Here is a 26724-nt window from a genome sequence, read left to right as displayed (position 1 = left end):
CGAAGCGGCCCCAAAGCCAGCCATCTCGGTATATTGGGCGAATGCCAACAATCAGGGGCCGCTTCGCGACCCAGCGGGAGTAAGCTCCCTCGCCACAGTGACTCGCTCAACCTTGGTTTACTGCGCTTCCAGCGCCGTCAGGATCCGGTGCGCTGCTTTCACCCGCTCCTCGATCGGATAGTTCTTGTTTGCCAGCAGCACGATGCCCATGTTTTTACCGGGCACGAAAGCCGCATAGGCGCCAAACCCGCCGGTCGAGCCGGTCTTGTTGATCCAGGCATTGTCCGGTGCAGGGCGGGGCGGGTCGAGAGGTTCTACCGTGTTCGGCGTCATGGCCATCTGGGGGGCATTGCCGGCCAGCAATTCTTCCAGGCTGACCGGGTAAGGGTAGAACTCCCAACCCAACCCCTGGGTCATCCCGCCAACCGAATAGAACCCCGTATGGGTGGTGGCGATGGCTTTGCGCAGATCGGCTTCAAGTTTCTCAGGCTGCAGGTTGGCCTCGACGAAGCGGATCAGGTCCGATGAACTGGTTTTCACCCCGTAAGCCTCGGAATCCAGCGCACCAGGCCCGACCCGGACGGGCTTACCGTCCTTTGCGTAGCCTTGGGCATATCGCCCCAACTGGTCCTGGGGCACCCGCACATAACTGTGCTTGAGCCCCAGCCCTGGCATCAGTGTGTGCTCCATCAGCTCGTCAAATGGCTGTCCCAGGCTGCGGGCCGCCAGGAAGCCGAACAGGCCGATGCTCGGGTTTGAATAGACCCGCTGGGTGCCGGTCGGATAGAGCTGTTTCCAGGTCTTGTAGTAATTGAGCATCCGATCTGGATGGTCCGCCTCGTCGGGGAACTGCAACGGCAGGCCACCTGGGGTGTAGGTGGCGAGGTTGAGCAGGCTGATACTGTCGAAGGCGCTGCCACGCAGCTCGGGGGCGAAGCGACTGGCCGGGTCCGACAGCGACAGTTTGCCCCGGGCCTGGGCATAGGCACCCAGGGTCGCGGTAAAAGTCTTGCTGACCGAGCCGATCTCGAAGAGGGTCTGGTCGGTGACCGGTTTTTTTGTGTCCTTGGAGGCCACGCCATAGTTGAAGAAATGGCGCTGGCCCTTGTGTGTGATCGCCACGGCCATGCCCGCGATGCCCTGCTGTTTCATCAGGGGCTCGATGGTGGCATTGACCGTCTCTTCAATGCGGTCCTGGGCAAAGCCGGGAGTCGTCCCGCAGGCCAGCAAAAAAGTACCTGCGAGTAGTGATTTGGCAATGTGCATGTCGGACCGTCTCCTTGGATTGCGATGGTCAAGCCGCCTGCGTCCAGCAGCTTTGAGTGCCTGGGTTCACCTGAGGGGGAGGCCAATCTAGGAGGTTTTTGATTGTTCGGCAATCGGACGTCAACCGGCCCAGGCCAGGTTCCGAGTTGTCCGACTGGGTCGCAGGAACGCTCCTACGAAAATCTTTGGCCGTCCAGGTTTGGGCCGCGCATGGCAAATCACACAAACCTACGGCTGCCGGGTAAACTTGCGCTCTTTCTAAAGGAGCCCACATGAGTTACTACCAGTCCGGCATTCTCGCCACCCCAGTTCCGCCTCAGGCCCGCCATTTGTTTTTTGCCCTGGAATCGGTCGAGGCGCTGCCGGCTGCGATAGACAAACTCCTGTTGCAGCTCGATGGCCGGGCCGTGATCGGCTTTGGTGAATCGCTGGTCCAGGCGCTGGGGGCCCAGGTCGAAGGCCTGCGGGCATTTCCGGCATTGGCCGGCGTCGGCGTGGACAATCCCTCGACCCAGCATGCGCTGTGGTGCTGGCTGCACGGCGAAGACCGGGGCGAGCTCATGCACCGCGGTCGCGCCATCGAGGCGGCGTTGGCCCCGGCGTTGCGCCTGGTGCAGATGAACGAAACCTTCCGCCACATGACCGGCCATGACCTCACGGGTTACGAAGACGGCACCGAAAATCCTCACGATGAAGCCGCCGTCGCCGCGGCCCTGGCCCAAGGCGTCGATGGGGTGCGCGGTGGCAGTTTCGCGGCGATCCAGCAGTGGCAACACGATCTGGACGGTTTCGCGGCAATGCAGCCCCATGAACGCGACAACATCATGGGCCGACGCCTGAGTGACAACGAAGAAATCGACGACGCGCCGGAATCGGCCCACGTCAAGCGCACGGCCCAGGAAAGCTTCGCACCGGAAGCCTTCGTCGTGCGTCGTTCCATGCCCTGGATCGAGGGCGATCGCGCGGGCCTGATGTTCCTGGCGTTTGGTTTCTCCCTCGACGCCTTCGAGGCACAGTTGCGTCGCATGAGTGGCTTGGAGGACGGCATTACCGATGGACTGTATCGAATGAGCCGGCCGATCACCGGTGGCTACTACTGGTGCCCGCCGCTGTTGGACGGACGCCTGGATTTGCGGGCCCTGGCCCGGTAAGCGCAACGGTTTGTGCAAAGCGTGACGTGAACGCTATTCTTGGTGCGCACGTCATCCGCGGAACGGGAGAAGCAAGCGTGGATAAAGTCATCGTCATCACCGGTGGCGGCCGCGGAATCGGGGCGGCCACGGCGCTGTTGGCTGCCGAGCTGGGTTATCGGATCTGCATCAATTACCAGTCCGATGAAAGCGCCGCGCAGGATGTCCTTGGGCAAGTCCGGGCCAAGGGCGCGCAGGCGATTGCCGTGCGGGCCGACGTCAGTATCGAAGACGAAGTGGTTGGCCTGTTCAATCGTGTGGACGCCGAACTGGGTCGTGTCACGGCACTGGTGAACAACGCCGGTACGGTGGCGCACAAGTCCCGGCTCGATGAAATGTCCGAATTCCGTATTCTCAAGATCTTGAAGACCAACGTGCTGGGGCCGATTCTCTGCGCCAAGCACGCGGTGCTGCGCATGTCACCCCGGCATGGCGGGCAGGGCGGCAGCATCGTGAATGTCTCATCGGTGGCGGCCCGCCTGGGCTCGCCAAACGAATATGTCGACTACGCCGCTTCAAAGGGCGCATTGGACACCTTCACCATCGGCCTGTCCAAAGAAGTGGCCGGCGAAGGCATTCGCGTCAACGCGGTTCGCCCGGGTTACATCTACACCGATTTCCATGCCCTCAGTGGCGACCCGGACCGGGTCAGCAAGTTGGAATCGGCGATCCCCATGGCCCGGGGCGGGCGTCCGGACGAAGTGGCCGAAGCTATTATCTGGTTGCTGTCGGACAAGGCTTCGTATGCGACCGGGACGTTTGTGGACCTGGGGGGCGGGCGCTGAGCCTTGGGTTGTCGGGACTGGACCCATCGCGAGCAAGCTCGCTCCCACAGTTTGATCGGCGGTGAGTCGTATCTCTCCCATACACAGCAGAGCCAGTGTGGGAGCGAGCTTGCTCGCGATGGCGTTCTCACCGACAACCCCTATCAAAACGATCGAATAATCCGCCCCAACGTCTCCATGGCTTTCTCCGACGCTTCGGTCCACGGGCTGCCGTAGTTCAGGCGGATGCAGTTCCGGAACCGCTGGGTCGGTGAAAAGATCGGCCCTGGCGCGATGCTGATGCCCTGGGCCAACGCCATCTGGAACAATTTCAACGAGTCGATCTGTTCGGGCAACTCCAGCCACAGGAAATACCCGCCCGCTGGCTGGCTGACGCGAGTCTGGGCCGGGAAATAGCGAGCGATGGCGGCAAGCATGGCGCTTTGCTGCTCTTCCAGGGCATAGCGCAGTTTGCGCAGGTGACGGTCGTAGCCGCCGTGTTGCAAGTAGTCGGCAATGGCGGCCTGAGCCGGCATCGAGGCGCACAGCGACGTCATGAGCTTGAGCCGTTCGATCTTCTGCGCATAGCGCCCGGCGGCGACCCAGCCGATGCGATAACCCGGTGCCAGGCTCTTGGCGAACGAACCGCAATGCATCACCAGCCCTTCGGTGTCGAATGCCTTGGCTGGTTTGGGGGCCTGCTGGCCGTAATAGAGCTCGGCGTACACGTCGTCTTCGATCAGCGGTACTTGGTGGCGGCGCAGCAGTTCCACCAACGCTTGTTTCCGCTCCTCGGGCATTGTTGCGCCCATGGGGTTCTGAAAACTGGTCATGCACCAGCAGGCCTTGATCGGATGACGTTCCAGCGTCTGCGCCAATACGTCCAGGTCGATGCCGTCGCGCGGGTGGACGGGAATTTCCACGGCCTTGAGCTTGAGCCGTTCCAACACCTGCAGGCTGGCGTAGAACGCCGGCGCTTCGATCGCCACCAGGTCGCCGGGTTCGGTCACGGCCTGCAGGCACAGGTTCAAGGCTTCCAGGGCACCGTTGGTGACCAGCAGTTCCTCCATGGGCAGCATTAGCCCGCCAACCATGTAGCGCAGGGCGATTTGCCGGCGCAATTGAGGGTTGCCCGGCGACATGTCAGTGACGACCATGCGCGGATCCATGTCCCGTGTGGCGCTGGACAGCGAACGGGACAACCGCTGCAGCGGAAACAGCATCGGGCTGGGGAACGCCGAGCCGAACGGTACGGTGGTCGGGTCCTTGATCGAGTCCAACACTGAAAACACCAGTTCGCTGACATCGACCTCGGTGGATTCGTGCACCTGGCTGCTGATTGCCGGCTCGGAGAACGGGCTCGGCGCATGTGTGTTGACGAAGTAGCCCGAACGCGGCCGGGCGCGGATCAGGCCGCGTCGCTCCAGCAGGTAATAAGCCTGGAACACCGTAGATGGGCTGACGCCGTAGGTCTGGCTGGCGTAACGCACCGACGGCACGCGTTGGCCCGGTCCCAGCATGCCGGAGCGGATCAGTTCAGCGATGTCGTCGGCGAATTTCTCGTAGCGTTTCATGGCGTGCCCAGTCTTGGGTGGCATGTGTGGACTTAACTGTGGGAGCAAGCTCGCTTCCACAGGGTGCCCGGCATCTTAAAGCTTCAACGATTCATCGGCGCGACAAAACGACTCTTGCCCAGGCTGTAGATGTCGGGCTCATCGCTGTCGGTCACCTTGAAAGTCATTTCCTGGGAGCCACTGCGGGGCCGTTCGCTGAGCATCGCCACCGACACCGGCACATCGACGATTTCCCCCGGCGCCAGGCTCAGGTGTGTCTTGCCTTGCAGGACGAAGCCGTCACCGTCCACCAGGGACAGCTGGTAATCCTGGCGCTGCTGGGTCTTGTTGATGATTTTCAGGCTGTAGATGTTCTCGATCTGGCCTTCGCTGTTTTCGCGGAACAGGCCACGGTCCTTGCTCACGTCCAGGGACACCATGGGCCGCTCCACCAGCGCCAGGGCCAGTGCGCCGATCATCACCAGCAGCACGGCGGTATAGCCGATCAGTCTGGGCCGCAGCAGGTGTGTCCTGCCACCTTGCAGCTGATGCTCGGACGTGTATTTGATCAGCCCGCGGGCATAGCCCATCTTGTCCATGATCGAATCGCAGGCGTCGATGCACGCTGCGCAGCCAATGCATTCCATTTGCAGGCCGTCGCGTATGTCGATGCCAGTGGGGCAGACCTGCACGCACATCTGGCAGTCGATGCAATCGCCGAGGCCGACATTGGCCGGGTTCACTTCGCGTTTGCGCGGACCACGGATTTCGCCACGGGCCGTGTCGTAGGAAATGGTCAGCGTGTCCTTGTCGAACATCACGCTCTGGAACCGTGCGTAGGGGCACATATGCATGCACACCGCTTCACGCAACCAGCCAGCGTTGAGGTAGGTGGCGGCGGTGAAAAACAGCACCCAGAACAGACTGACGCCGGCCATTTGCAGGGTCAGCAGCTCTTCGGCCAGTGGACGGATCGGTGTGAAGTAACCGACGAAGGTCAGGCCGGTGAGCAGGCTGATGGCCAGCCACAGCGTGTGCTTGGCCGAGCGGCGCAGCAGTTTGTTCAGGCCCCACGGCGCTGCTTGCAGTTTGATCCGCTGGTTGCGTTCACCCTCGGTGATTTTCTCGCACCACATGAAAATCCAGGTCCAGGAACTCTGTGGGCAGGTGTAGCCGCACCACACGCGCCCGGCGAACACGGTGATCGCAAACAGGCCGAACGCGGCGATGATCAACAGCGCCGACAGCAGGATGAAATCCTGGGGCCAGAAAGTCGCGCCAAAAATGTGGAATTTGCTTTCGGAAAGATCCCAGAGCACTGCCTGGCGACCACCCCAGTCCAACCACACCGTGCCGAAAAACAGCAGGAACAGAACACCCGCACCGCTCATGCGCAAAGTGCGGAACAAGCCGGTGAAGCTGCGGGTGTGGATCGGGTTATCGGTGGTCCTGGCCTTGATTTTCGCTGGCGCGGGTTCGAAGGTCTGTATCAACTGGACGGGGATTCTATCGCTCATGGTCGGTCGCTCATCAGCCTCTATCTGGCCGATGCACTATGACCAGCGAACTGTTTGCATAACAGACTCAGGTAAATCGATAAAAACCGGATCAGATAGCCTCAAGTGCCGGCCCTGCGACACTTTGATGCACGCCTGGGATGAGTGAACATCTCTCTCTGTGGCGAGGGAGCTTGCTCCCGCTGGGTGGCGAAGCCGCCCCAAACTGGCAGATGCAATCAACCTGACACTCCGACGCGGCAATGATCAGTCTGCTTCGCAGCCCAGCGGGAGCAAGCTCCCTCGCCACAACAGCCTTCACCCTCTTTATTGGAATGTCAGATCACCGAATCACCATCGGTAGCCTTGACGTGCTGACGTCCATCGACTGCCCCAGCCACGGTCAAGGCATCGGCTTCAGCTTCGGTAATGTAGACCCGTCCGCCATTGAGCTCCACGGCTGACATGGCTTTATCCGGGTCGGTGACGATGGTCAGTTCACTGGCAGGGCGTTGTTCCGTGCCGTTGGGGGTGTCGAAATGGCAGGTTTTGTCTTCGTCGATACTTACAGTCATGGTTGCACTTCCTTCTGGATGTCCTGAACGTTAGGCGTCACCCCAAAGCCAGGGTTCGTCGCGGCTGATCAGCGGTCAAGCGCACCTCTGCCGCCGCGTGCGGTCCATCGTTTATCGATTGAAAAAAGGAGCGACTCATGGATGCCTGGTGGCATGAAGTCTGGGTGACCCTGCAAGCGGAATTCGCCGACATCACCGATGCCCAGCAGATGACCCGGGTCACGGTGCGCCTGCTGATGGCCGCGCTGTTGGGCGGCATCCTCGGTTTTGAGCGGGAACACAAGGGCAAGGCTGCTGGCGTACGCACCCACATGCTGGTGGCCCTGGGGGCTGCGCTGTTCGTGCTGGTACCGCAGATGTCCGGCTCCCAGGCTGACGCCATGAGCAGGGTCATTCAAGGCGTTGTCGCGGGCATTGGTTTTCTCGGCGCGGGCACCATCCTGAAAAACAGCGACGGCGACGAAAGCCACGTAAAAGGCCTGACCACCGCTGCTGGCCTGTGGATGACCGCCGCCATCGGCGTTGCCGCCGGGCTGGGGCGCGAAGCGACGGCGGTGTTGAGCACGATCCTGGCGTTGGCGATTTTCAGTGTGATGCCGGTGATTGTCCGGGCGTTGGAAAAGGAGGACAAGCCGTGACTCGGCCCTCAGCCTCAATACACAACCCTGTGGGAGCGAGCTTGCTCGCGATAGCGGTCTGCCAGCCAACGTCTATACAGACTGATCCAGCGCTATCGCGAGCAAGCTCGCTCCCACAGGTTTTCGTCATCCAGTTTCTTTACTACTACGCTTCAATCAAACCCGCTCTGGAGGCTTCTCGTTCGGCGGGTCGCCCAACGGCGGCTGCGGGTCGAGCGGCGGGTCTTTTTCGGGAATCGGTTCCGGATCAGGACCGGGGGGCGGCAAGATGGGGTCGTCGATGTTCGGATCGGGTGTTTCGGCCGGGATGGGAATATTCATCAGGACGGGTCTCCGTGACGCACATGGCTTGAGTCGTGCTTATTGTTGTTGACCACCCCGCACCGGGTTTGATCCCCGGGATGCATTCGGGCAAATCCCTCTGAACTTTTAACCGCTGGTTCGGTTCGGAGTTTAAGTGACTTTTTTCAGGGACCCGTTGGGCCTTTACCGCCACAAGCGCGTCCATGGGGCGTAAAAGGAGTGATGCTCGATGACTGCTGAACACCCGACTGACCTGGGCCATAACCTGCACCTGCCGTTGTCCCAGGCCTTGTTGCTGCCGCGAATTGCGATTGAAGACACCATGCCGGTCATCGACGGCGGTCAGTTCGCCGCCAAGGCCGTGGCCGGGCAGGACGTAACGGTGACCAGCAAAGTATTTGCCGATGGCCATGACAAGCTGGCCGTGCGAATTCGTTGGCACGCGCTGGGCGCTGAAGTGTGGAACAGCGAGGTCATGACGGAACTGGGTAATAACGGCTGGCAAGGGCGCTTCAACGTGCCGAAACAGGGCCGTTATGTGTTCTGTATCGAGGCCTGGGTCGATCAGTTCGCCAGTTTCTGCTACGAGCTGGAAAAAAAATTCGGTGCCGGGGTGCCTATCAGCCTCGAGCTGCAGGAGGGGCGTCACCAAGTACAAATGGCGGCCGAGCGTAGCGACGGCGAACTGAGCGAGCAATTGGCCGAGCTGCACCATGAACTCTCGGGCCTGTTGCCGGCCGAGCAGGTGGAGCTGTTCCTGGCACCGCGCAGTGCCGACCTCATGTCCCTGGCCGATCATCGCCCCTACTTGAGCATCAGCCCCGAATTCCCACTGGATGTGGAGCGCGAGTTGGCCGAGTTCGCCAGTTGGTACGAGCTGTTCCCACGCTCGATCACCGATGATCCCGCCCGCCACGGTACCTTCAACGACGTGCATTCGCGCCTGGCGGTGATCCAGGACATGGGCTTCGACGTGCTGTACTTCCCGCCGATCCACCCCATCGGTCGCAGCTTCCGTAAAGGCCCGAACAATTCCCTCACGGCCGGCCCCGACGACCCGGGCAGCCCTTATGCCATCGGCAGCGAGGAGGGCGGGCACGAGGCGATTCACCCGCAACTGGGTTCCCGTGAAGACTTCCGGCGCCTGGTGGCGGCAGCGGCCGAGCATGGCCTGGAGATCGCCCTCGATTTTGCTATCCAGTGTTCCCAGGACCACCCGTGGCTCAAGCAGCATCCGGGCTGGTTCAACTGGCGGCCGGACGGCACGATCAAATACGCGGAAAACCCACCGAAGAAATACCAGGATATCGTCAACGTCGACTTCTATGCCGCAGATGCGATCCCCAGCCTGTGGCTGGAGCTGCGGGATATCGTGGTGGGTTGGGTCAACGAAGGCGTGAAGATGTTCCGCGTCGACAATCCCCATACCAAGCCCTTGCCATTCTGGCAGTGGCTGATCGCCGACGTGCGGGCCCAACACCCTGAAGTGATGTTCCTGGCTGAAGCCTTCACCACCCCGGCAATGATGGCGCGCCTGGGCAAGGTCGGTTATTCCCAGAGCTACACCTATTTCACCTGGCGCAACACCAAGGCTGAACTGGCGACTTATTTCACCGAGCTTAACGAATCACCCTGGCGCGAATGCTACCGGCCGAATTTTTTCGTCAACACACCAGACATCAACCCGGCCTTTCTCCATGAATCGGGGCGTGCAGGCTTTCTGATCCGCGCGGCGCTGGCGACCATGGGCTCGGGCCTGTGGGGCATGTACTCGGGTTTCGAGCTGTGCGAATCGGCGCCGGTGCCGGGCAAGGAGGAATACCTCGATTCGGAGAAATACGAGATCCGCCCTCGAGACTTCACTGCCCCGGGCAACATCATTGCCGAAATCGCCCAGCTCAACCGCATTCGTCGACAGAACCCGGCGCTGCACACGCACTTGGGCCTGAAGGTCTACAACGCCTGGAACGACAACATTTTGTACTTCGGCAAGCGCACGCCGGACGGCAGCAATTTCATCCTAGTGGCGGTGAGCCTTGATCCGCATAACCCGCAGGAAGCCAATTTCGAGCTGCCGTTGTGGGAGATGGGCCTGCCGGACGATGCCCAGACCCAGGGCGAGGATTTGATGAGCGGGCACCGCTGGACCTGGTATGGCAAGTATCAGTTCATGCGCATTGATCCGGCTCACCAGCCGTTTGGGATCTGGCGGATCAGCGTGGCGTGAGACAGGCGCGGGGCTGAGGGGGGGGCGAGGGAGCTTGCTCCCGCTGGGTCGCGCAGCGGCCCCAAAAAAGCGATGAGCGCTGCGCACTCAAGCGGGAGCAAGCTCCCTCGCCACAACAGCTAACTCAGCACGACAGATCATTCAGTACTACAACAGCGCCCTTGCCACATAAGACCTCACAAGCCTGTTCCAGCGGCTTTATAGAATTCATCAGGAGTTGCAAATGGCGAAGAAACCCCGGTCTGCCACCTTTATCAAAGACCCGCTCTGGTACAAGGATGCGGTGATTTATCAGGTCCACGTAAAATCCTATTTCGACTCCAACAACGACGGGATCGGTGACTTTCCCGGCTTGATCGAGAAGCTCGACTACATCGCTGACCTGGGCGTCAACACCATCTGGCTCCTGCCGTTCTATCCTTCGCCGCGGCGCGATGACGGCTACGACATTGCCGAATACCGGGGTGTGAGCCCCGACTACGGGACCATGGCCGATGCGCGACGCTTCATTGCCGAGGCTCACAAGCGCAACCTGCGGGTCATCACCGAGCTGGTCATCAACCATACCTCCGACCAGCATCCATGGTTCCAACGGGCGCGCAAGGCCAAGCCGGGTTCGGCGGCGCGGGATTTCTACGTCTGGTCCGACGACGACCACAAGTACGACGGCACGCGGATCATTTTCCTCGACACCGAGAAATCCAACTGGACCTGGGACCCGGTGGCCGGCCAGTACTTCTGGCACCGTTTCTATTCCCACCAGCCCGACCTCAATTTCGATAACCCGCAGGTCATCAAGGCCGTGCTGTCGGTGATGCGCTACTGGCTGGACATGGGTATCGACGGCCTGCGCCTGGATGCCATCCCATACCTGATCGAGCGCGACGGCACCAACAATGAAAACCTGCCCGAGACCCACGACGTCCTCAAGCAGATCCGTGCCGAGATCGACGCGAACTATCCAGATCGCATGTTGCTGGCCGAAGCCAACCAGTGGCCGGAAGACACCCAGCTGTACTTCGGGGACGTGGATGCCGAAGGCCTGAACGGCGACGAATGCCACATGGCGTTCCACTTCCCGCTGATGCCGCGCATGTACATGGCGCTGGCCCAGGAAGACCGTTTCCCCATTACCGATATCCTGCGTCAGACGCCGGAGATCCCGGCTAACTGCCAGTGGGCGATTTTCCTGCGCAACCACGATGAGCTGACCCTGGAGATGGTCACCGACAAGGAGCGCGACTACCTGTGGAATTACTACGCGGCCGATCGTCGGGCGCGGATCAACCTGGGGATTCGCCGACGCCTGGCGCCGCTGATGGAGCGCGATCGTCGCCGCATTGAATTGCTCAACAGCCTGCTGCTGTCGATGCCCGGCACGCCGACGTTGTACTACGGCGATGAAATCGGCATGGGCGACAACATTTACCTGGGCGACCGTGACGGCGTGCGCACGCCAATGCAGTGGTCCATCGACCGCAACGGCGGTTTCTCGCGGGCCGACCCGGCCAGCCTGGTGCTGCCGCCGATCATGGACCCCCAATACGGCTACCAGTCGGTCAACGTCGAGACACAGGCCGGCGACCCGCATTCGCTGCTCAACTGGACCCGGCGGATGCTGGCGGTGCGCAAGCAGTCCCAGGCCTTCGGCCGGGGCACGCTGAAAATGCTGTCGCCGAGCAACCGTCGGATCCTGGCCTATACCCGCGAGTACACCAGTCCGGAAGGCAAGCACGAAATCATCCTCTGCGTGGCCAACGTGTCCCGCAGCGCCCAGGCGGCCGAGCTGGACCTGTCGACCTACGCTGGCATGGTCCCGGTCGAGATGCTGGGGGGGAATGCCTTCCCGCCTATCGGCCAGCTGAATTTCCTGCTGACCCTGCCGCCCTATGGCTTCTATTGGTTCGCCCTGGCGACGGAAAACCAGATGCCGAGCTGGCACGTGGAGCCGGCCCAGAGCCTGCCGGACTTCACCACCCTGGTGCTGAAAAAACGCCTGGAAGAGTTGCTTGAAGCGCCGTCGCGCACCACGCTGGAGCAGACCATCCTGCCGAGCTGGTTGCAGAACCGTCGCTGGTTCGCCGGCAAGGACAGCGCCATCGAGAAGGTCAACATTGTCTATGGCGTGCGCTTCGGCGACGCGCAGCATCCCGTGCTGCTCAGTGAAATCGACGTCACCAGCGGTGGGCAGACGCTGCGCTATCAACTGCCATTTGGTCTGCTGGCCGAAGACCAGGTGGGCGCGGCGCTGCCACAGCAATTGGCGCTGTCACGGGTACGTCGGGTGCGTCAGGTCGGTTTGATCACCGATGCGTTCAGCCTGGAAAGCTTCGTCCGGGCCGTGCTGCAAGGCATGCAGACCAGTACGGTGCTGCCATGCAACGACGGTGAGTTGCGTTTCGAGCCCACCGAAGGCCTGACCGCGTTGAACCTAGGGACCGAGCCGGAAGTGCGTTATCTGTCCGCCGAGCAGTCCAACAGTTCAGTGGTAGTGGGCGGCGCCTTGGTGCTCAAGCTGATCCGTAAAGTCGCCTCGGGCGTGCATCCGGAACTGGAGATGAGTGCCTACCTGACGGCCGCAGGGTTCAACAACATCTCGCCGCTGCTGGGTTCGGTGATCCGCCGTGATGCCCAGGGCGAGGATGCACTGCTGATGATTGCCCAGGGCTACCTGAGCAACCAGGGCGATGCGTGGGAATGGACCCAGAACAACCTCGAGCGCGCGTTGCGTGATGAACTGGCCGATGCCGTGTCCGAGCAGGAACAACACTACAACGCCTTGGGCGAACTAAAGGATTTTGCCGGCATGCTCGGCCAGCGCCTCGGGGAAATGCACCAGGTACTGGCCCAGGCCACCGACGACCCGGACTTCGCGCCTCAGGCCACCAACGCCAAGGAAGCCCAGGCCATCGGCAAGGATGTGGCTGCGCAGGTGGAGAATGCCTTGCGTCTGCTCAAGCAGAACCAGGGCCAACTGACCCCGGCGGACCAGGCCATGGTCGCACGTTTGCTGGAGCACAAGAAAACCGTCCTGGCCCACATCCAGGCGCTGGCCAGCAAGGCCGTCGGTGGTTTGCGCATTCGCGTCCACGGCGACTTGCATTTGGGGCAGGTGCTGGTGATCAAGGGCGACGCTTACCTGATCGACTTCGAAGGCGAGCCGGCACGGCCGCTGCACGAGCGTCGAGGCAAGCACAGCCCGTACAAGGACGTCAGTGGTGTGTTGCGTTCCTTCGATTACGCGGCGGCCATGGCGATCCATTTGAACACCGTCGACAGCACGGCCGATGCCGATGCGGCCCGGCAACGGGTGGCTGATCGTTATTTGAAAGAGGCCCGCGAGGCATTTGTTCAGGCATATCGACTGGCGGCAGCTAGTCTTGCTCATGAATGGAAGGATGCTGAAGGCGAAGACGCCGCGCTGGCGTTGTTCGGCCTGGAGAAGGCGGCCTATGAAGTGGCCTATGAAGCCGAGAATCGCCCCGCCTGGCTGCCCGTGCCATTGCACGGCCTGTACGGGTTATTGAGTGGGTTGAAACCCTTTTCCGACTTAGCCGGACCGATTTAGTGGAGAAAATCATGAGTGTCTCGAACAAAGAACCACAGGGGCAGGCCAAAGAGTCATTACTGCCAGCCCCCCATGACATCGATGCGCTGGTGCGTGCAGAACATCAGGACCCGTTTTCTATCCTTGGCCCCCACGGCGATGGTGCGGGCGGGCAATTCATCCGGGCGTACTTGCCCGGTGCGCTGAGCGTGCAGGTGCTCGCCCGCGATGGCGGCGAAGAATTGGGCGATTTGCAACTCACTGAAACCCCTGGCTTGTTCGTCGGCCATTTTGACCGTGCCCAGCCTTACCTGCTGCGCACCCGCTGGGCTGGTGGCGAGCAAGTGGCAGAGGACCCCTACAGCTTCGGCCCGTTGCTGGGGGAAATGGACCTTTACCTGTTCGGCGAGGGTAATCACCGCGACCTCAGTTCCTGCCTTGGTGCGCAACTGACCACGGTCGATGGCATCGACGGCGTGCGCTTTGCCGTGTGGGCGCCGAACGCACGGCGCGTTTCGGTGGTCGGGGACTTCAACGTCTGGGACGGGCGTCGGCACCCGATGCGCATCCGTTATCCGTCCGGCGTGTGGGAGCTGTTTGTCCCGCGGCTTGGCGCGGGCGAAGGCTACAAGTACGAAATCCTCGGGGCCCACGGCATCCTGCCGCTCAAGGCTGACCCCGTGGCATTGGCCACCCAGCTACCGCCAGACACGGCGTCGAAAGTCGCCTCACCGTTGAAGATCGAGTGGCAGGACGACGAGTGGATGCAGCATCGCCGCGAACGGCAGCTTCCAGGTGCGCCGCTGTCGATCTACGAATTGCATGCCGGTTCCTGGCAGTGCGAAATCGACGAGGCGGGGGAGGTGGCCCGGCAATACAACTGGCATGAAATGGCCGAACGGTTGATCCCTTACGTCCGGGACCTGGGTTTCACTCACATCGAGCTGATGCCGATCATGGAGCACCCGTTCGGTGGTTCCTGGGGCTATCAACCGCTGTCGCAGTTCGCCCCGACGGCGCGTTTCGGTTCGCCGGACGATTTTGCCGCGTTCATCAACGCCTGCCACCAGGCCAACATCGGGGTGATCCTCGACTGGGTGCCAGCGCATTTTCCCACCGACACCCACGGCCTGGCCCAGTTCGACGGCACTGCGCTGTACGAGTACGGCAATCCGCTGGAAGGTTTTCACCAGGATTGGGACACGCTGATCTACAACCTGGGACGTACCGAGGTGCATGGCTTCATGCTCGCTTCGGCCCTGCACTGGCTGAAGCACTTTCACATCGACGGCTTGCGTGTGGATGCCGTGGCCTCGATGTTGTACCGCGACTATTCGCGCAAGGCTGGCGAGTGGGTGCCTAACCGCCATGGCGGACGGGAGAACCTGGAAGCCATCGATTTCCTGCGGCACCTCAACGACGTGGTGGCCCTGGAAACCCCCGGTGCGCTGGTCATTGCCGAAGAGTCAACGGCCTGGCCGGGTGTCAGCCAAAGCACGCAACAAGGCGGCCTGGGCTTCGCCTATAAATGGAACATGGGCTGGATGCATGACTCGCTGCACTACATCCAGCAGGATCCGGTGTACCGCGCTCACCACCACAACGAGCTGAGTTTTGGCTTGATGTACGCCTGGTCCGAGCGGTTCGTCCTGCCGATTTCCCATGACGAAGTGGTCCATGGCAAACGCTCGCTGATCGACAAGATGCCCGGTGATCGCTGGCAGAAGTTCGCCAACCTGCGGGCCTACCTCAGCTTCATGTGGGGACATCCGGGTAAAAAGCTGCTGTTCATGGGTTGCGAATTCGGCCAATGGCGGGAGTGGAATCACGATCAGCAATTGGACTGGTACCTGCTGCAGTACCCTGAGCACCGTGGGGTGCAGAAACTGGTCAGCGATCTGAACCGACTGTATCGCGAGGAACCGGCGCTGCATGATCAGGATGACGCGCCTCAGGGTTTCCAATGGTTGATTGGTGACGATGCGGTCAATAGCGTCTACGCCTGGCTGCGTTGGAGCAAGGATGGTCGGCCGGCGTTGGTGGTGGCCAACTTCACACCGGTGCCGCGCGAGGCCTATCGGGTCGGCGTGCCGTTCGCTGGGCGTTGGGTGGAACTGCTCAACAGCGATGCCGACACCTATGCCGGTTCCAACTACGGCAACGGCGGCGGTGCCTCCACCGAAGAAGTGCCTAGCCACGGGCAGAACCTGTCGCTGGAACTCAACCTGCCGCCGTTGGCGGTGTTGATTCTGCGTCCGGAGGGTTAGGGTCCACAAAAGCCTGAAGGCGAATGATGACTGTGGCGAGGGAGCTTGCTCCCGCTCGGTTGCGCAGCGACCGCCCGAAGAGGGACCTTCTGCGCAGCCCAGCGGGAGCAAACTCCCTCGCCACAGGTATTTGTGGTGATCATAAAATCAAAGGTCACCACAGTTCCAAATGGGGGAGTGAGCTTGCTCGCGATATCGGAGTGTCAGTCAACATCAATGTGGCTGATCCACCGCAATCGCGAGCAAGCTCGCTCCCACAAGGGGCGGAGTCGCTTCAGCGGACGAGGCACGGCTGCTTGTTGTTGAACGTCCACCCCGGAATCAGGAACTGCATCGCCACCGCATCATCCCGCGCGCCCAAGCCCATGCCCTTGTACAACTCATGGGCCTTGGCCAACTGATCCGTGTCCAGCTCAATCCCCAAGCCCGGTTTTTTCGGCACCTGCACGCAGCCGCCCTGGATCTGCAGCGGCGCCTTGGTCAGCCGTTGGCCGTCCTGCCAGATCCAGTGAGTGTCGATCGCCGTGATATCGCCCGGTGCCGCAGCGGCCACGTGGGTGAACATCGCCAGGGAAATGTCGAAGTGGTTGTTGGAGTGCGAGCCCCAGGTCAGTCCCCATTCATTGCACATCTGCGCCACCCGCACGGAACCCTGCATGGTCCAGAAATGCGGATCGGCCAACGGAATGTCCACCGACTGCAAAGTGATGGCGTGACCCATCTCGCGCCAGTCGGTGGCGATCATGTTGGTGGCGGTCTTCAGGCCCGTGGCGCGACGGAATTCAGCCATCACCTCTCGACCGGAATAGCCGTTCTCGGCGCCGCAAGGGTCTTCGGCATAGGCCAGCACCTTGTGCTGGTCGCGGCACAGACGGATGGCTTCCTTCAATGACCAGGCACCGTTCGGGTCCAGGGTGATGCGGGCTTGGGGAAAGCGCTCGGCCAGGGCGGTGACCGCTTCGAGCTCTGCGTCGCCCTGGAGCACGCCGCCCTTGAGCTTGAAATCCTGGAAGCCGTAGCGCGAATGGGCGGCTTCGGCCAGGCGCACCACGGCGTCGGCGTCCAGGGCCTTTTCGTGGCGTACGCGGAACCAGTCGTTGTCAGCGTCCGGCTCGCTGCGGTAGGGCAGGTCGGTCTGTTGGCGGTCGCCGACATAAAACAGATAGCCGAGCATTTTCACTTCATCACGCTGCTGGCCTTCGCCAAGCAGGGCCGCGACCGGTACGTCCAGGTGTTGGCCGAGCAGGTCCAACAACGCCGCTTCCAGACCGGTCACCGCGTGGATGGTGATGCGCAGGTCGAAGGTCTGCAGGCCACGGCCACCGGCATCGCGGTCGGCGAACGCGTGGCGCACCGTGTTGAGGATCTTCTGGTACGTGCCGATGGGACTGCCGACCACCAGCGAGCGGGCGTCTTCGAGGGTCTGGCGAATGCGCTCGCCACCGGGGACTTCACCCACGCCGGTGTGGCCGGCGTTGTCCTTGAGGATGACGATGTTGCGGGTGAAGAACGGGCCATGGGCGCCGCTGAGGTTCAGCAGCATGCCGTCATGGCCGGCCACTGGCACGATCTGCATGCTGGTGATGATCGGGGCTTTGCTGGATTCTTGGGTCTGCATGTTTTTCCCACTCATTGTTTTTATAGGGGCATCGCTTGGCGATGGTGTTGATAGACATCATACAACTTGATTTTTTTATCTGACAAGCGAGGAGGTGTTGTTAGTAAGGGATTTTTCACCTGCACATGCTTGTATGGCCAATATTCATTGGGGGTACGCGGAAAAATAAATGTTCTGTTCGGGACTGGTGGATTTTCCCGCTGGCTGAGATGATCTGACTTGTCATACAAGCTAGAGGGTGGTGTAAATTCCGCCCCACCCTCAGCCGGGCCGTTTCGAGGAACAGCAACTCATGCAGCAAGACACCGCAGCGCCCGCGCGCAAGCGTACCCATAACCTGGCCCATGACTTGGTGGCAAAGCTGAGCCAGAGCATCTTGTTGGGGCAGTTGAAGCCAGGAGAGAAGCTGCCTTCCGAAGGGGCCATCGTGCGGGAGCATGGGGTCAGCCGTACGGTGGTGCGCGAGGCGATTTCCAAGTTGCAAGCCTCAGGGCTGGTGGAAACCCGCCACGGCATCGGCACCTTCGTGCTGGAGCAGACCGGCGAGCCGGGGCTGCGCCTCAATGTCGACACCGCAGCGGGTGTGCGGGGCATCCTGGAGTTGCGCCTGGGCCTGGAAACCCAGGCTGCCGCCTTGGCCGCCCAGCGCCGTAGCGAACGCCAGCTGCAGCAGATGCGTCAGGCGCTGGATGACTATCAGCGCTTGTCCAGCAACAACGACAGCTGCGTCGAAGCCGACCGGCGTTTCCATCTGCTGATCGCCGAAGCCACGGACAACACCTGCTTCGTCGAAATCATGCAGCACCTGGGCAGCGCGATGATTCCCAGGACCCGGGTCAACGTGGCCGAGCGCGGCCAGGCAGACCTCGGCAAGCTGGCGCAGTTGGCCAATCTCGAGCACGAGGCGATCTTCAACGCCATCAAGCGCCAGGACCCCGACGCCGCCCGCGCCGCCATGTGGCTGCACCTGACCAACAGCCGTGATCGGTTTGGTGCGCGAACCTGACAGTTCATCGTCACCTGAGCCACCGCCATCGCGAGCAAGCTCGCTCCCACAATGGCGTTGTGGCGTGCACGAATCCGCCAATCGACCCCGATCCCTTGTGGCGAGGGAGCTTGCTCCCGCTGGGGCGCGAAGCGGCCCTGAAACCTGACGATCCGGTGTCTCAGGCAAAGGGTCTGCTGCGCCGCCCAGCGGGAGCAAGCTCCCTCGCCACGAGGGATGGGGTTGGGCACACAGTCGAGGTACACCGCGGCCCCCTGTGGGAGCGAGCCTGCTCGCGATGAAGCCGGCCAGTCGTGCTCAAACCATCAGGCAAAAAAAACCGGCGCAACCGAAGTGGCGCCGGTGGTGTCGCCAGTGGCTGCGCGGCTGTTCGTGGGGCCGCACAACCACTGTTGAACGCTTTGCCGGTTACCCGCGTTCCAGCGCCAAGGCCACGCCCTGGCCGCCGCCGATGCACAAGGTCGCGAGGCCTTTCTTGGCGTCGCGCTTGATCATTTCATGCAGCAGCGACACCAGTACCCGACAGCCCGACGCACCGATGGGGTGACCCAGGGCGATGGCGCCGCCGTTGACGTTGACTTTGTCCATGTCCCATTTCAGTTCCCGGGCCACGGCCAGTGACTGGGCGGCGAAGGCTTCGTTGGCCTCGATCAGGTCCAACTGATCCAGCGACCAGCCGGCCTTGTCCAGGCAGCGACGGGTGGCCGAGACCGGACCGATGCCCATGATCGCCGGATCAACGCCAGCGTTGGCATAGGCACTGATTTTTGCCAGTACGGGCAGGCCCAGGGCCTTGGCTTTTTCGGCACTCATCAGCACAACGGCAGCAGCACCGTCATTGAGCGACGAAGCATTGCCAGCGGTGACGCTACCGTCCTTCTTGAAGGCCGGCTTGAGCTTGCCCAGGGATTCGGCGGTGGTGCCGGCGCGCGGTTGCTCGTCGGTGGAGAAGGCCACGGGATCGCCTTTGCGCTGGGGGATCAGGATCGGCGTGATCTCATCGGCGAACCGACCGCCCTCGGTGGCGGCGACGGCTTTCTGCTGGGACGCGGCGGCAAAGGCGTCCTGCTCTTCGCGGCTGATGCCGTACTTGTCCACCAGGTTCTCGGCGGTGATGCCCATGTGGTAGTCGTTGAAGGCATCCCACAGGCCGTCGGTGATCATGCTGTCGATCATCTTCGCGTGGCCCATGCGCAGGCCGGTGCGGGCGGCCGGCAGCACGTACGGGGCCAGGCTCATGTTTTCCATGCCGCCAGCAATGATCACCTCGGCATCGCCACAGCGGATCGCCTGGGCGCCCAGGTGCAACGCCTTGAGGCCCGAACCGCAGACCTTGTTCAGGGTCAGCGCCGGCACCGCATGGGGCAGGCCGGCGAGAATCGACGCCTGGCGCGCCGGGTTTTGCCCGGAGCCTGCGGTCAGCACCTGGCCGAGAATCACTTCATCGACCTGCTCACCGGTCAGGCCGGTTTGCTCCAGCAGGCGCCGAATCACCGCGGCACCGAGCTCCGGTGCGGGAATGGAAGCCAACGCACCCTGGAAACTGCCAATGGCCGTACGGGTGGCGGCGACAATTACGACTTCTTGCATCGAATCTCTCCTCACTGGGCAGCGAACTGCATTTCAGGCACGTGGTCCGGCACGATCAACTTGCCGGCGGTCTTGGCGACGATTTCCTCGACGCTGACGCCCGGGGCCCGTTCTTTCAGGATGAAGGCGCCGTCCTGGATTTCCAGGTAGGCCAGGTCGGTCAATACCCGCTTGATGCAACCAGCTCCGGTCAGCGGCAGGCTGCAACGCGGCAGCAGTTTCGACTCGCCGTCCTTGGACGCATGGGTCATGGTGACGATGATGTTCTCGGCACCGGCCACCAGGTCCATCGCGCCGCCCATGCCCTTGACCAACTTGCCAGGGATCATCCACGAGGCAATGTTACCTTCGACGTCCACCTCGAACGCGCCGAGTACGGTCAGGTCGATGTGGCCGCCGCGGATCATGGCAAACGATTCGGCCGAGGAGAAGATCGAGGCGCCGATGCGCGCGGTGACGGTCTGTTTGCCGGCGTTGATCATGTCGGCATCGACTTCGGCTTCGGTGGGGAATGCGCCCATGCCGAGCAAGCCGTTCTCCGATTGCAGCATGACTTCCATGCCTTCGGGGATGTAGTTGGCGACCAGGGTCGGAATGCCGATGCCCAGGTTCACGTAGTAGCCGTCCTGCATTTCGCGGGCGACGCGTTGAGCCATTTGTTCGCGGGAAAGTGCCATGTTGTTATTCCTTCATTCGGGCCGGGGGCAGGGGATCACTTACGCACGGTGCGCTGTTCGATGCGCTTTTCGAACGTGCCGCAAATGACCCGGTCGACGTAGATGCCAGGGGTGTGGATCTGCGTCGGGTCCAGCTCGCCGGGTTCGACGATTTCTTCGACTTCCACCACGGTGATCTTGCCCGCCGTGGCGGCCAGCGGATTGAAGTTCTGGGCGGTGTGGCGATAGACCACGTTGCCGAAATGGTCGGCTTTCCAGCCCTTGACGATGGCGAAGTCGCCGGTGATGGATTCTTCCATCAGGTACTGCCGGCCATGGAATTCACGCACTTCCTTGCCTTCGGCCACCGGCGTGCCGACGCCCGTGGCGGTGAAGAACGCCGGGATGCCAGCGCCACCGGCGCGCATTTTTTCGGCGAGGGTGCCTTGGGGGGTGAGCACGACTTCGATTTCACCGCTCAGCAGTTGCTTCTCGAAGAGGGCGTTTTCGCCGACGTAGGAGGCGATAACTTTGCGGATCTGCCGATCCTCCAGCAGTACACCAAGGCCGAAGCCGTCGACGCCGCAGTTATTGGACACCACCGTGAGGTCGCGGATGCCTTTGCGCTTGATCTCGGCGATCAGATTCTCCGGGATACCGCAGAGGCCGAAGCCGCCAGCGATGACGGTCATGCCGTCTTTCAAGCCTTCCAGCGCTTCTTCATAAGAACTCACGCGTTTGTCGAAACCTGCCATAGACACCTCTTTTATTCTTGATGGGGTCGCAATGAAATGCAGTGTTGCGCCAAGTCATATATTTGTTAAGTTGATTTTTAGGTGGTATTGATTGATAAAACTCAATAATGGCTGGCATCTGCTTGCAGCTTGAAGCTAACCACTTGCCGCTGGGAGCATAGCCACCATGACCCTCAAGCAAATCCGCGCCTTCCTCGCCGTGGCCCAGAGCCTGAGCTTCGCCGTGGCGTGCGAGCGTCTGCACCTGTCCCAGTCGGCCCTGAGCCTGACGATCAAGGCCCTGGAAGAAGGCCTGGGCGGACGCCTGTTCAGCCGCAATACCCGTAACGTAGCGCTGACGCCCGAGGGTGAATCCTTGCTGCCATTGGCTCGACGGCTGGTTGCCGACTGGGACAACGCCGAGGATGAAATGCGCCAACGCTTCACCTTGCAGCGCGGTCGCGTGACGTTGGCCGCGATGCCTTCGTTTGCCGGCAACCTGCTGCCGCCGATCCTCAAGACCTTCCGCGCCCGCTATCCGAATGTCAACGTCACGGTCAACGATGTGATCAACGAGCAGGTGCTGGAGATGGTGCGTGATCGGCATGTCGAGCTGGGCGTGGCGTTCGAGCCGATGCAGAGTTCGTCCCTGGCCTTCACCCCGTTGTATCTGGACCGTTTTGTCGCGGTGGTGCCGCTGGATTCACCGTTGGCTCAACTCAGTGAAATCAACTGGCAGGCTTTGCTGGAGCAGCCGTTCATTACCTTGCAGCGGCCGTCCACCGTCCGAGTGATGCTGGAGGAGCATCTGCGGGCCCGGGGGATGAAACTGCCCGTTGAGTTCGAGAGCCATCAACTGGCGACGGTCGGACGGATGGTCGCCAGTGGACTGGGAGTGAGTGCGGTGCCAGCGCTGTGCGTCGGCCAGATGCATGAGCTGGGAGCCCGCTGCATCACCTTGAGCGATCCGGTGATCGAACGGGCTATCGGTGTGCTGACCAAGCCGGGACATGAACTGTCGGCGGCGGCGCAGGCGTTGTTCGATACGCTCAAGGAGCAGGATTTGCGCCGCAATTGACCGACTCCTGTGGGAGCGAGCTTGCTCGCGATGGCGTTGGATCAGCCAGCATTGATGTTGACTGACACACAGCTATCGCGAGCAAGCTCGCTCCCACAGGGAACCTGGGTGTTACTGGAATGAGCGCTGTGTCAGCAGCGGCAACAGCTGTTCGCATGGCGCTTCCAGTTTCAAATCCAGTAGCTCATCGGCCCGGGTCTTGCCCCGGTTGATCGCCAGTAACGGCTTGCCTTGGTCCTTGGTCGCCCGGCACAGCCGAAAGGCTGAATAAGCCATCAGCGACGATCCCACCACCAGCAGGCCGTCCGCTTCCCGGACGGCTTCAGTAGCGCGGGTCGCGGTGGCGGTGGCGACGTTTTCGCCAAAGAACACCACGTCGGGCTTCAAGCGCTCGCCACCGCAATGGGGGCAGGGGGGCACTTGGAAGCGCGCCTCGAACGCCGGGTCCAGCAGGGTGTCGCCGTCGGGCGCTTGCACGGCGTCGACACCGGCCAGGTAAGGATTTTGTGCTTCCATCAATAACTGGATCTGCTCCCGTTCGCTGCGCTGGCCGCAATCCAGGCACAACACGCGGTGCAGGCTGCCGTGGAGTTCGATGACGTCCTGGCTGCCGGCCTGGTCATGCAGCGTGTCGACATTCTGGGTGATCAATCCGATGATGCGTTGTTCGGCCTGCAACGCGGCCAAGGCCTCATGGGCAGCGTTCGGCCGAGCCTGCCTCACACGTGGCCAGCCAAGCATCGCCCGCGCCCAATAGCGCCGCCGGGCCTCGGCCTGGGCGAGGAATTCCTGGTACATCATTGGCTGTCGCCCCCGTCGTACTCCGTCGCTGTCCCGATAATCGGGGATGCCCGAGGGCGTACTGATGCCGGCACCGGTGAGCACGAGGAAGCGGCGTCCGGCCATGTGCTCCAGTAACCGGTCGAGTGGTTCGAGGTGAAGGTCGTCGGGCATGGGGTGTCTCCGCTGGCCTGGAGCCGTTGAGGTTAGCACTCCATACGTGTCGGGAAACCGTTGCAGCGCCTTTCGTCGCCCTGGCCTGTGGTCTTTTCAAACTTTCCCCGGCGCCGCGATATCCATTTTTATGTGCGGTACTTCAGAACCGTCGCGCTGCACAGCAGTGGCGACCACGGCTAAGGAGAAGGACATGGCAACGCCTAAAGAGAACCTGCTGGACTGGCTCAACGATGCCCACGCCATGGAACAGCAGGCGGAAAAAATGCTCAAGGCCCAGGCCGAACGCCTAGAACATTATCCGGTGCTCAAGGCCCGGATCGAGGAGCATCTGCAGGAAACCCTCGGGCAGCAGAAGTTGGTGGAGCAGTGCATTACGCGCCTGGGTGGCAGTACGTCGACGCTCAAGGACCTGGCCGGCAAACTCATGGCTTTCGGCCAGGCGGTGGGTGGCATGACGATGAGCGACGAAGTGGTCAAAGGCGCCATGAGTGGCTACGTGTTCGAAAACCTCGAAATCGCTTCCTACACCGTGCTGATCGAGGCCGCGAAAGTGGCCGGTGATGTAGAGACACAACGGGCCTGCGAACAGATCCTGCCGCAGGAAATCGCCATGGCCGACTGGCTGCGCGATCACCTGCCGGAGATCACCCAGGCATTCCTGGAGCGTTCGGCCAATCCCCACACCGAAGCCAAGCGCTGAGGTGATGAGCGACCGGCCCGATGTCGGTCGCTTCTGATTCTGCCGAGAAGAGGAAACGTATGAAGCTGACCACAGGTGAAGTACGGGCCATCAATCGACAGAGCGCAATGGTGGGTGTGTACGTGGCGCAAGGGGAAGGGCACACCGTGCTCGAACTGAGTTCGACCAACGACATCGACATCGGCGACATCCTTGAGTGGGACAGCGGCACGGCTTTGGGCACTCAGTCCTATCACAACCTGACCAAGGGCTGGATCGCCGATGTGTATGTGGCTAACCACGGAGTCGCGGCGGCGAACCTGGAGGTTCAACTGCTGGTGGGATCTTCCTGACGGCGCCTTCGACCCATTACCTCGGGAGAAAGAATATGAGCGAATTGAAGTGTGGTTGCCCCGATTGCCAATGTGAGGTGGATCCGCAGCGGATGTTCAACCACGACGGCGAGGCTTATTGCAGCCAGGCCTGCGCCGAACAGCATCCCAACGGTGAGCCTTGTCCATCGCCGGACTGTCACTGCGAAAGCACTGGCAAGGCAAGCGTGAACCCCCTCTGATCCGGATACCTGCGACAGGTATCCGGACGCCGCAAGCCGGTCAGTGCGGTGGTGCAAGAAAACGCCGGCAGCCCGCGAGTTTTAGCTTCCTGGAACGGCGCGAGGCCAGGGTGACGAGACCGGTGCAGAGGGGTGCCGGCGTCGCCCGGCTTTTTGGCGGACAGCGTGGAAAGACACGCACTGTTTTAATTCGAATTGCAATAAGTCAGCCTCAAAGTGTTTAAGATAATTTATTAAGCGCTGCATATTGGATAGTGCTCTGTAATGTCAGGGAGGCCTATATATAGGTTGGTGATAAGTTTTGACCGTTCGTCGCCACTCACGGTCTTATTTCAAACCTAATTCGCCGCAGGTTTTCCCAATTACACGAGCCAATGAGGCTCGTTTCAATTTGACTAACGAGGTGAATGAAATGGCTAACACAGGAAATAACAATCCTGGCAATTTCGCTAACGATCGTGAGAAGGCATCGGCAGCTGGGAAAAAAGGCGGACACGCGTCCGGTGGAAACTTTGCCAATAATCCTGAGCGCGCCTCTGAGGCTGGGCGCAAAGGAGGGCAGGCATCCGGCGGCAATTTTGCCAACGACCCCGAACGTGCTGCAGAAGCCGGCCGCAAAGGCGGGCAAGCATCGGGTGGTAATTTTGCCAACGATCCTGAGCGCGCTTCGGAAGCGGGCCGCAAAGGTGGCCAGGCGTCGGGTGGCAACGTTGCCAACGACCAGGAAAAGGCCTCGGGATCCGGCAAGAAAGGCGGAGAAAAAAGCCGCGGTGGTGGCCGTGACTCTTAACGCCCGGTGACTTTATCGGCCCCGTGCTCATGGCATGGGGCCGCCATTGGTTATATAACAGTTACCGGCATTTTTGAGTGTTGCCTGGCTATCTCGTCTTGATCGTTTATCCAAGGCTCGATGTACGGTCATAGTTGGGTTGATTACCGTTTGTCTTGTTTGCTGAATAAGAAATAAATCATATTGCCTTAACTTCTTCTGATTTATGTGGACCTTGCTATCGCCAGTGTCCTCATGAGGTGTGTCCTGATCGAGGGGTTTAATCATGTTCCTGCATAACAAAAGACTGCAATACACCGTGCGTGTCGCTGAACCTAATCCAGGGTTGGCCAACCTGCTGCTCGAACAGTTCGGTGGCGCCCAAGGAGAGTTGGCTGCGGCATCACGTTATTTCACCCAGGCGCTGTCCGAGGATGATCCGGGTCGCAAGGATTTGCTGATGGATATCGCCACCGAAGAGCTCAGTCATCTGGAGGTGATCGGTTCGATCATTGTGATGCTGAACAAGGGCGCCAAGGGTCAGATGGCTGAGGGCGTGGAGAAGGAAGGTCAACTGTACCGAGACATTAACGGTGCCGGTAATGACTCCCACATCACGAGCCTCTTGTATGGCGCCGGCTCGCCGCTGACCAACTCCGCCGGTGTGCCTTGGACCGCCGCCTATGTGGACACTATCGGTGAACCAACGGCGGACATGCGCTCCAACATCGCCGCCGAGGCCCGGGCGAAAATCATCTATGAACGGCTGATGAACCTCACGGATGACCCTGGCGTAAAAGAAGCGCTGGGTTTTTTGATGACGCGTGAAATCGCTCACCAGATGTCGTTTGAAAAAGCCCTGCATTCCATCCAGCCCAATTTCCCCCAAGGCAAATTGCCGGGCATGCCGGAGTTTACCAATGTGTACTTCAACATGTCCCAGGGCGAACCTACGGTGCGTGGGCCGTGGAACCAGGGCGATGATTGGGAGTTCGTCGAGAATCCAACGCCAGCCGTGGACGGGGGCGATGGCTTGGCCAGCGTACAGTTGAGTAAAAAGGACGAAGCACTGTTAATGGACATGAAGGCGCGGACGATGTCCAACCCCGAAAGCGACCCCACCACGGGCGCCGACTTGGGTTCGGGGATGCAAGGTGACAAACTGTAAAAAAACGGCGAGGGAGGCGACTCCCTCGCCTGACCTTTTCCGCCTGATCGATCTCGCTGCGATCAGGCT

At 61.2% G+C, this 26724-nt stretch carries 22 protein-coding genes and 3 pseudogenes; 15 read left to right on the top strand and 10 right to left on the bottom strand.

What is annotated here, in order from left to right; all coding sequences use genetic code 11:
• Positions 1–117: 117 nt before the first annotated feature.
• A complete protein-coding gene (gene ampC / locus QNH97_RS18810) occupies positions 118–1266 on the bottom strand; it encodes a class C beta-lactamase (RefSeq protein WP_283553355.1) in 1149 nt (382 codons plus the stop codon).
• Between the two features lie 272 nt (positions 1267–1538).
• Between ampC and QNH97_RS18805 the strand changes: the two genes are divergently transcribed.
• Both QNH97_RS18805 and QNH97_RS18800 read left to right on the top strand, forming a co-directional pair.
• Positions 1539–2417 (top strand): Dyp-type peroxidase, encoded by an 879-nt coding sequence (locus QNH97_RS18805; RefSeq protein ID WP_283553354.1) that lies wholly within the window; start codon positions 1539–1541, stop codon positions 2415–2417.
• A 77-nt stretch (positions 2418–2494) separates the two neighbouring features.
• Positions 2495–3241, top strand: coding sequence for an SDR family oxidoreductase (locus tag QNH97_RS18800; protein ID WP_283553353.1), 747 nt, complete (start codon positions 2495–2497; stop codon positions 3239–3241).
• 143 nt (positions 3242–3384) lie between these two features.
• Here QNH97_RS18800 and mapR read toward each other — a convergent pair whose 3' ends face one another.
• The 3 genes from mapR to QNH97_RS18785 all read right to left on the bottom strand — a co-directional run bounded on the left by mapR (position 3385) and on the right by QNH97_RS18785 (position 6844).
• Positions 3385–4794 (bottom strand): GntR family transcriptional regulator MpaR, encoded by a 1410-nt coding sequence (gene mapR, locus QNH97_RS18795; RefSeq protein WP_283553352.1) that lies wholly within the window; start codon positions 4792–4794, stop codon positions 3385–3387.
• Between the two features lie 83 nt (positions 4795–4877).
• On the bottom strand, positions 4878–6290 hold the full coding sequence (gene ccoG, locus QNH97_RS18790; protein WP_283553351.1) for a cytochrome c oxidase accessory protein CcoG: 1413 nt from the start codon (positions 6288–6290) through the stop codon (positions 4878–4880).
• Positions 6291–6607: 317 nt separating this feature from the next.
• Positions 6608–6844: a DUF3203 family protein gene (locus tag QNH97_RS18785; protein ID WP_283553350.1), complete on the bottom strand. Its 237-nt coding sequence runs from the start codon at positions 6842–6844 to the stop codon at positions 6608–6610.
• Between the two features lie 137 nt (positions 6845–6981).
• Between QNH97_RS18785 and QNH97_RS18780 the strand changes: the two genes are divergently transcribed.
• The gene (locus QNH97_RS18780) at positions 6982–7482 is read left to right on the top strand and encodes an MgtC/SapB family protein (protein WP_283553349.1); all 501 of its coding nucleotides are present in this window, start codon (positions 6982–6984) and stop codon (positions 7480–7482) included.
• 156 nt (positions 7483–7638) lie between these two features.
• Here the strand turns inward: QNH97_RS18780 and QNH97_RS18775 are convergent, their stop codons facing one another.
• The gene (locus tag QNH97_RS18775) at positions 7639–7803 is read right to left on the bottom strand and encodes a hypothetical protein (protein WP_283553348.1); all 165 of its coding nucleotides are present in this window, start codon (positions 7801–7803) and stop codon (positions 7639–7641) included.
• A 211-nt stretch (positions 7804–8014) separates the two neighbouring features.
• On the opposite strand from QNH97_RS18775, the gene QNH97_RS18770 reads away from it, so the two are divergent.
• The 3 genes from QNH97_RS18770 (at position 8015) to glgB (ending at position 15826) form a co-directional block, all read left to right on the top strand.
• Positions 8015–10012, top strand: a complete 1998-nt coding sequence (locus QNH97_RS18770; RefSeq protein WP_283553347.1) for an alpha-1,4-glucan--maltose-1-phosphate maltosyltransferase — start codon at positions 8015–8017, stop codon at positions 10010–10012.
• 223 nt (positions 10013–10235) lie between these two features.
• Complete coding sequence (treS, locus tag QNH97_RS18765) at positions 10236–13580, top strand: maltose alpha-D-glucosyltransferase (protein ID WP_283553346.1); 3345 nt, start codon at positions 10236–10238, stop codon at positions 13578–13580.
• Positions 13581–13591: 11 nt separating this feature from the next.
• Entirely contained in the window at positions 13592–15826 is a 2235-nt protein-coding gene (gene glgB, locus QNH97_RS18760; RefSeq protein ID WP_283553345.1) for a 1,4-alpha-glucan branching protein GlgB, read from the top strand.
• 274 nt (positions 15827–16100) lie between these two features.
• Here glgB and gudD read toward each other — a convergent pair whose 3' ends face one another.
• Positions 16101–17444 (bottom strand): glucarate dehydratase, encoded by a 1344-nt coding sequence (gudD, locus tag QNH97_RS18755; RefSeq protein ID WP_283553344.1) that lies wholly within the window; start codon positions 17442–17444, stop codon positions 16101–16103.
• A gap of 292 nt (positions 17445–17736) precedes the next feature.
• On the opposite strand from gudD, the gene QNH97_RS18750 reads away from it, so the two are divergent.
• The gene (locus tag QNH97_RS18750) at positions 17737–18450 is read left to right on the top strand and encodes a FadR/GntR family transcriptional regulator (RefSeq protein ID WP_283553343.1); all 714 of its coding nucleotides are present in this window, start codon (positions 17737–17739) and stop codon (positions 18448–18450) included.
• Between the two features lie 408 nt (positions 18451–18858).
• On the opposite strand, the gene QNH97_RS18745 is transcribed toward QNH97_RS18750, so the two are convergent.
• The 3 genes from QNH97_RS18745 to QNH97_RS18735 are packed head-to-tail and all read right to left on the bottom strand — an operon-like array spanning position 18859 to position 21451.
• Positions 18859–20040, bottom strand: coding sequence for an acetyl-CoA C-acetyltransferase (locus QNH97_RS18745; protein ID WP_283553342.1), 1182 nt, complete (start codon positions 20038–20040; stop codon positions 18859–18861).
• 11 nt (positions 20041–20051) lie between these two features.
• Positions 20052–20717: a CoA transferase subunit B gene (locus QNH97_RS18740; RefSeq protein ID WP_003180355.1), complete on the bottom strand. Its 666-nt coding sequence runs from the start codon at positions 20715–20717 to the stop codon at positions 20052–20054.
• A 35-nt stretch (positions 20718–20752) separates the two neighbouring features.
• Positions 20753–21451 (bottom strand): CoA transferase subunit A, encoded by a 699-nt coding sequence (locus tag QNH97_RS18735; RefSeq protein WP_283553341.1) that lies wholly within the window; start codon positions 21449–21451, stop codon positions 20753–20755.
• Positions 21452–21617: 166 nt separating this feature from the next.
• Between QNH97_RS18735 and QNH97_RS18730 the strand changes: the two genes are divergently transcribed.
• Complete coding sequence (locus tag QNH97_RS18730) at positions 21618–22508, top strand: LysR family transcriptional regulator (protein ID WP_283553340.1); 891 nt, start codon at positions 21618–21620, stop codon at positions 22506–22508.
• A gap of 111 nt (positions 22509–22619) precedes the next feature.
• Here QNH97_RS18730 and QNH97_RS18725 read toward each other — a convergent pair whose 3' ends face one another.
• Positions 22620–23462, bottom strand: coding sequence for an NAD-dependent protein deacetylase (locus QNH97_RS18725; protein ID WP_283553339.1), 843 nt, complete (start codon positions 23460–23462; stop codon positions 22620–22622).
• A 193-nt stretch (positions 23463–23655) separates the two neighbouring features.
• Here QNH97_RS18725 and QNH97_RS18720 point away from each other — a divergent pair, with 193 nt between their 5' ends.
• From QNH97_RS18720 to QNH97_RS18695, 7 genes and pseudogenes are all read left to right on the top strand, one after another.
• Entirely contained in the window at positions 23656–24165 is a 510-nt protein-coding gene (locus QNH97_RS18720; RefSeq protein WP_283553338.1) for a ferritin-like domain-containing protein, read from the top strand.
• Positions 24166–24224: 59 nt separating this feature from the next.
• Positions 24225–24497 carry a hypothetical protein gene (locus QNH97_RS18715; RefSeq protein WP_283553337.1) on the top strand — a complete coding sequence of 91 codons (273 nt, stop codon included), beginning with the start codon at positions 24225–24227 and terminating at the stop codon, positions 24495–24497.
• A 35-nt stretch (positions 24498–24532) separates the two neighbouring features.
• The gene (locus QNH97_RS18710) at positions 24533–24718 is read left to right on the top strand and encodes a metallothionein (protein WP_283553336.1); all 186 of its coding nucleotides are present in this window, start codon (positions 24533–24535) and stop codon (positions 24716–24718) included.
• Positions 24719–25130: 412 nt separating this feature from the next.
• Positions 25131–25196, top strand: a pseudogene (locus QNH97_RS29595) (glucose starvation-inducible protein B); the annotation flags it as partial.
• A 15-nt stretch (positions 25197–25211) separates the two neighbouring features.
• A pseudogene (locus QNH97_RS29590) lies at positions 25212–25361 on the top strand (con-10 family general stress protein); the annotation flags it as partial.
• Positions 25362–25385: 24 nt separating this feature from the next.
• Positions 25386–25508 (top strand): annotated as a pseudogene (locus QNH97_RS29585) (con-10 family general stress protein); the annotation flags it as partial.
• 265 nt (positions 25509–25773) lie between these two features.
• Entirely contained in the window at positions 25774–26655 is an 882-nt protein-coding gene (locus QNH97_RS18695; protein ID WP_283553335.1) for a manganese catalase family protein, read from the top strand.
• Positions 26656–26724: the final 69 nt, after the last annotated feature.

It is taken from the genome of Pseudomonas sp. G2-4 (assembly GCF_030064125.1).
Lineage (GTDB): Bacteria > Pseudomonadota > Gammaproteobacteria > Pseudomonadales > Pseudomonadaceae > Aquipseudomonas.
Note: the sequence above shows the minus strand (reverse complement) of the source record. Positions and strands in the feature narration are given on the sequence as shown.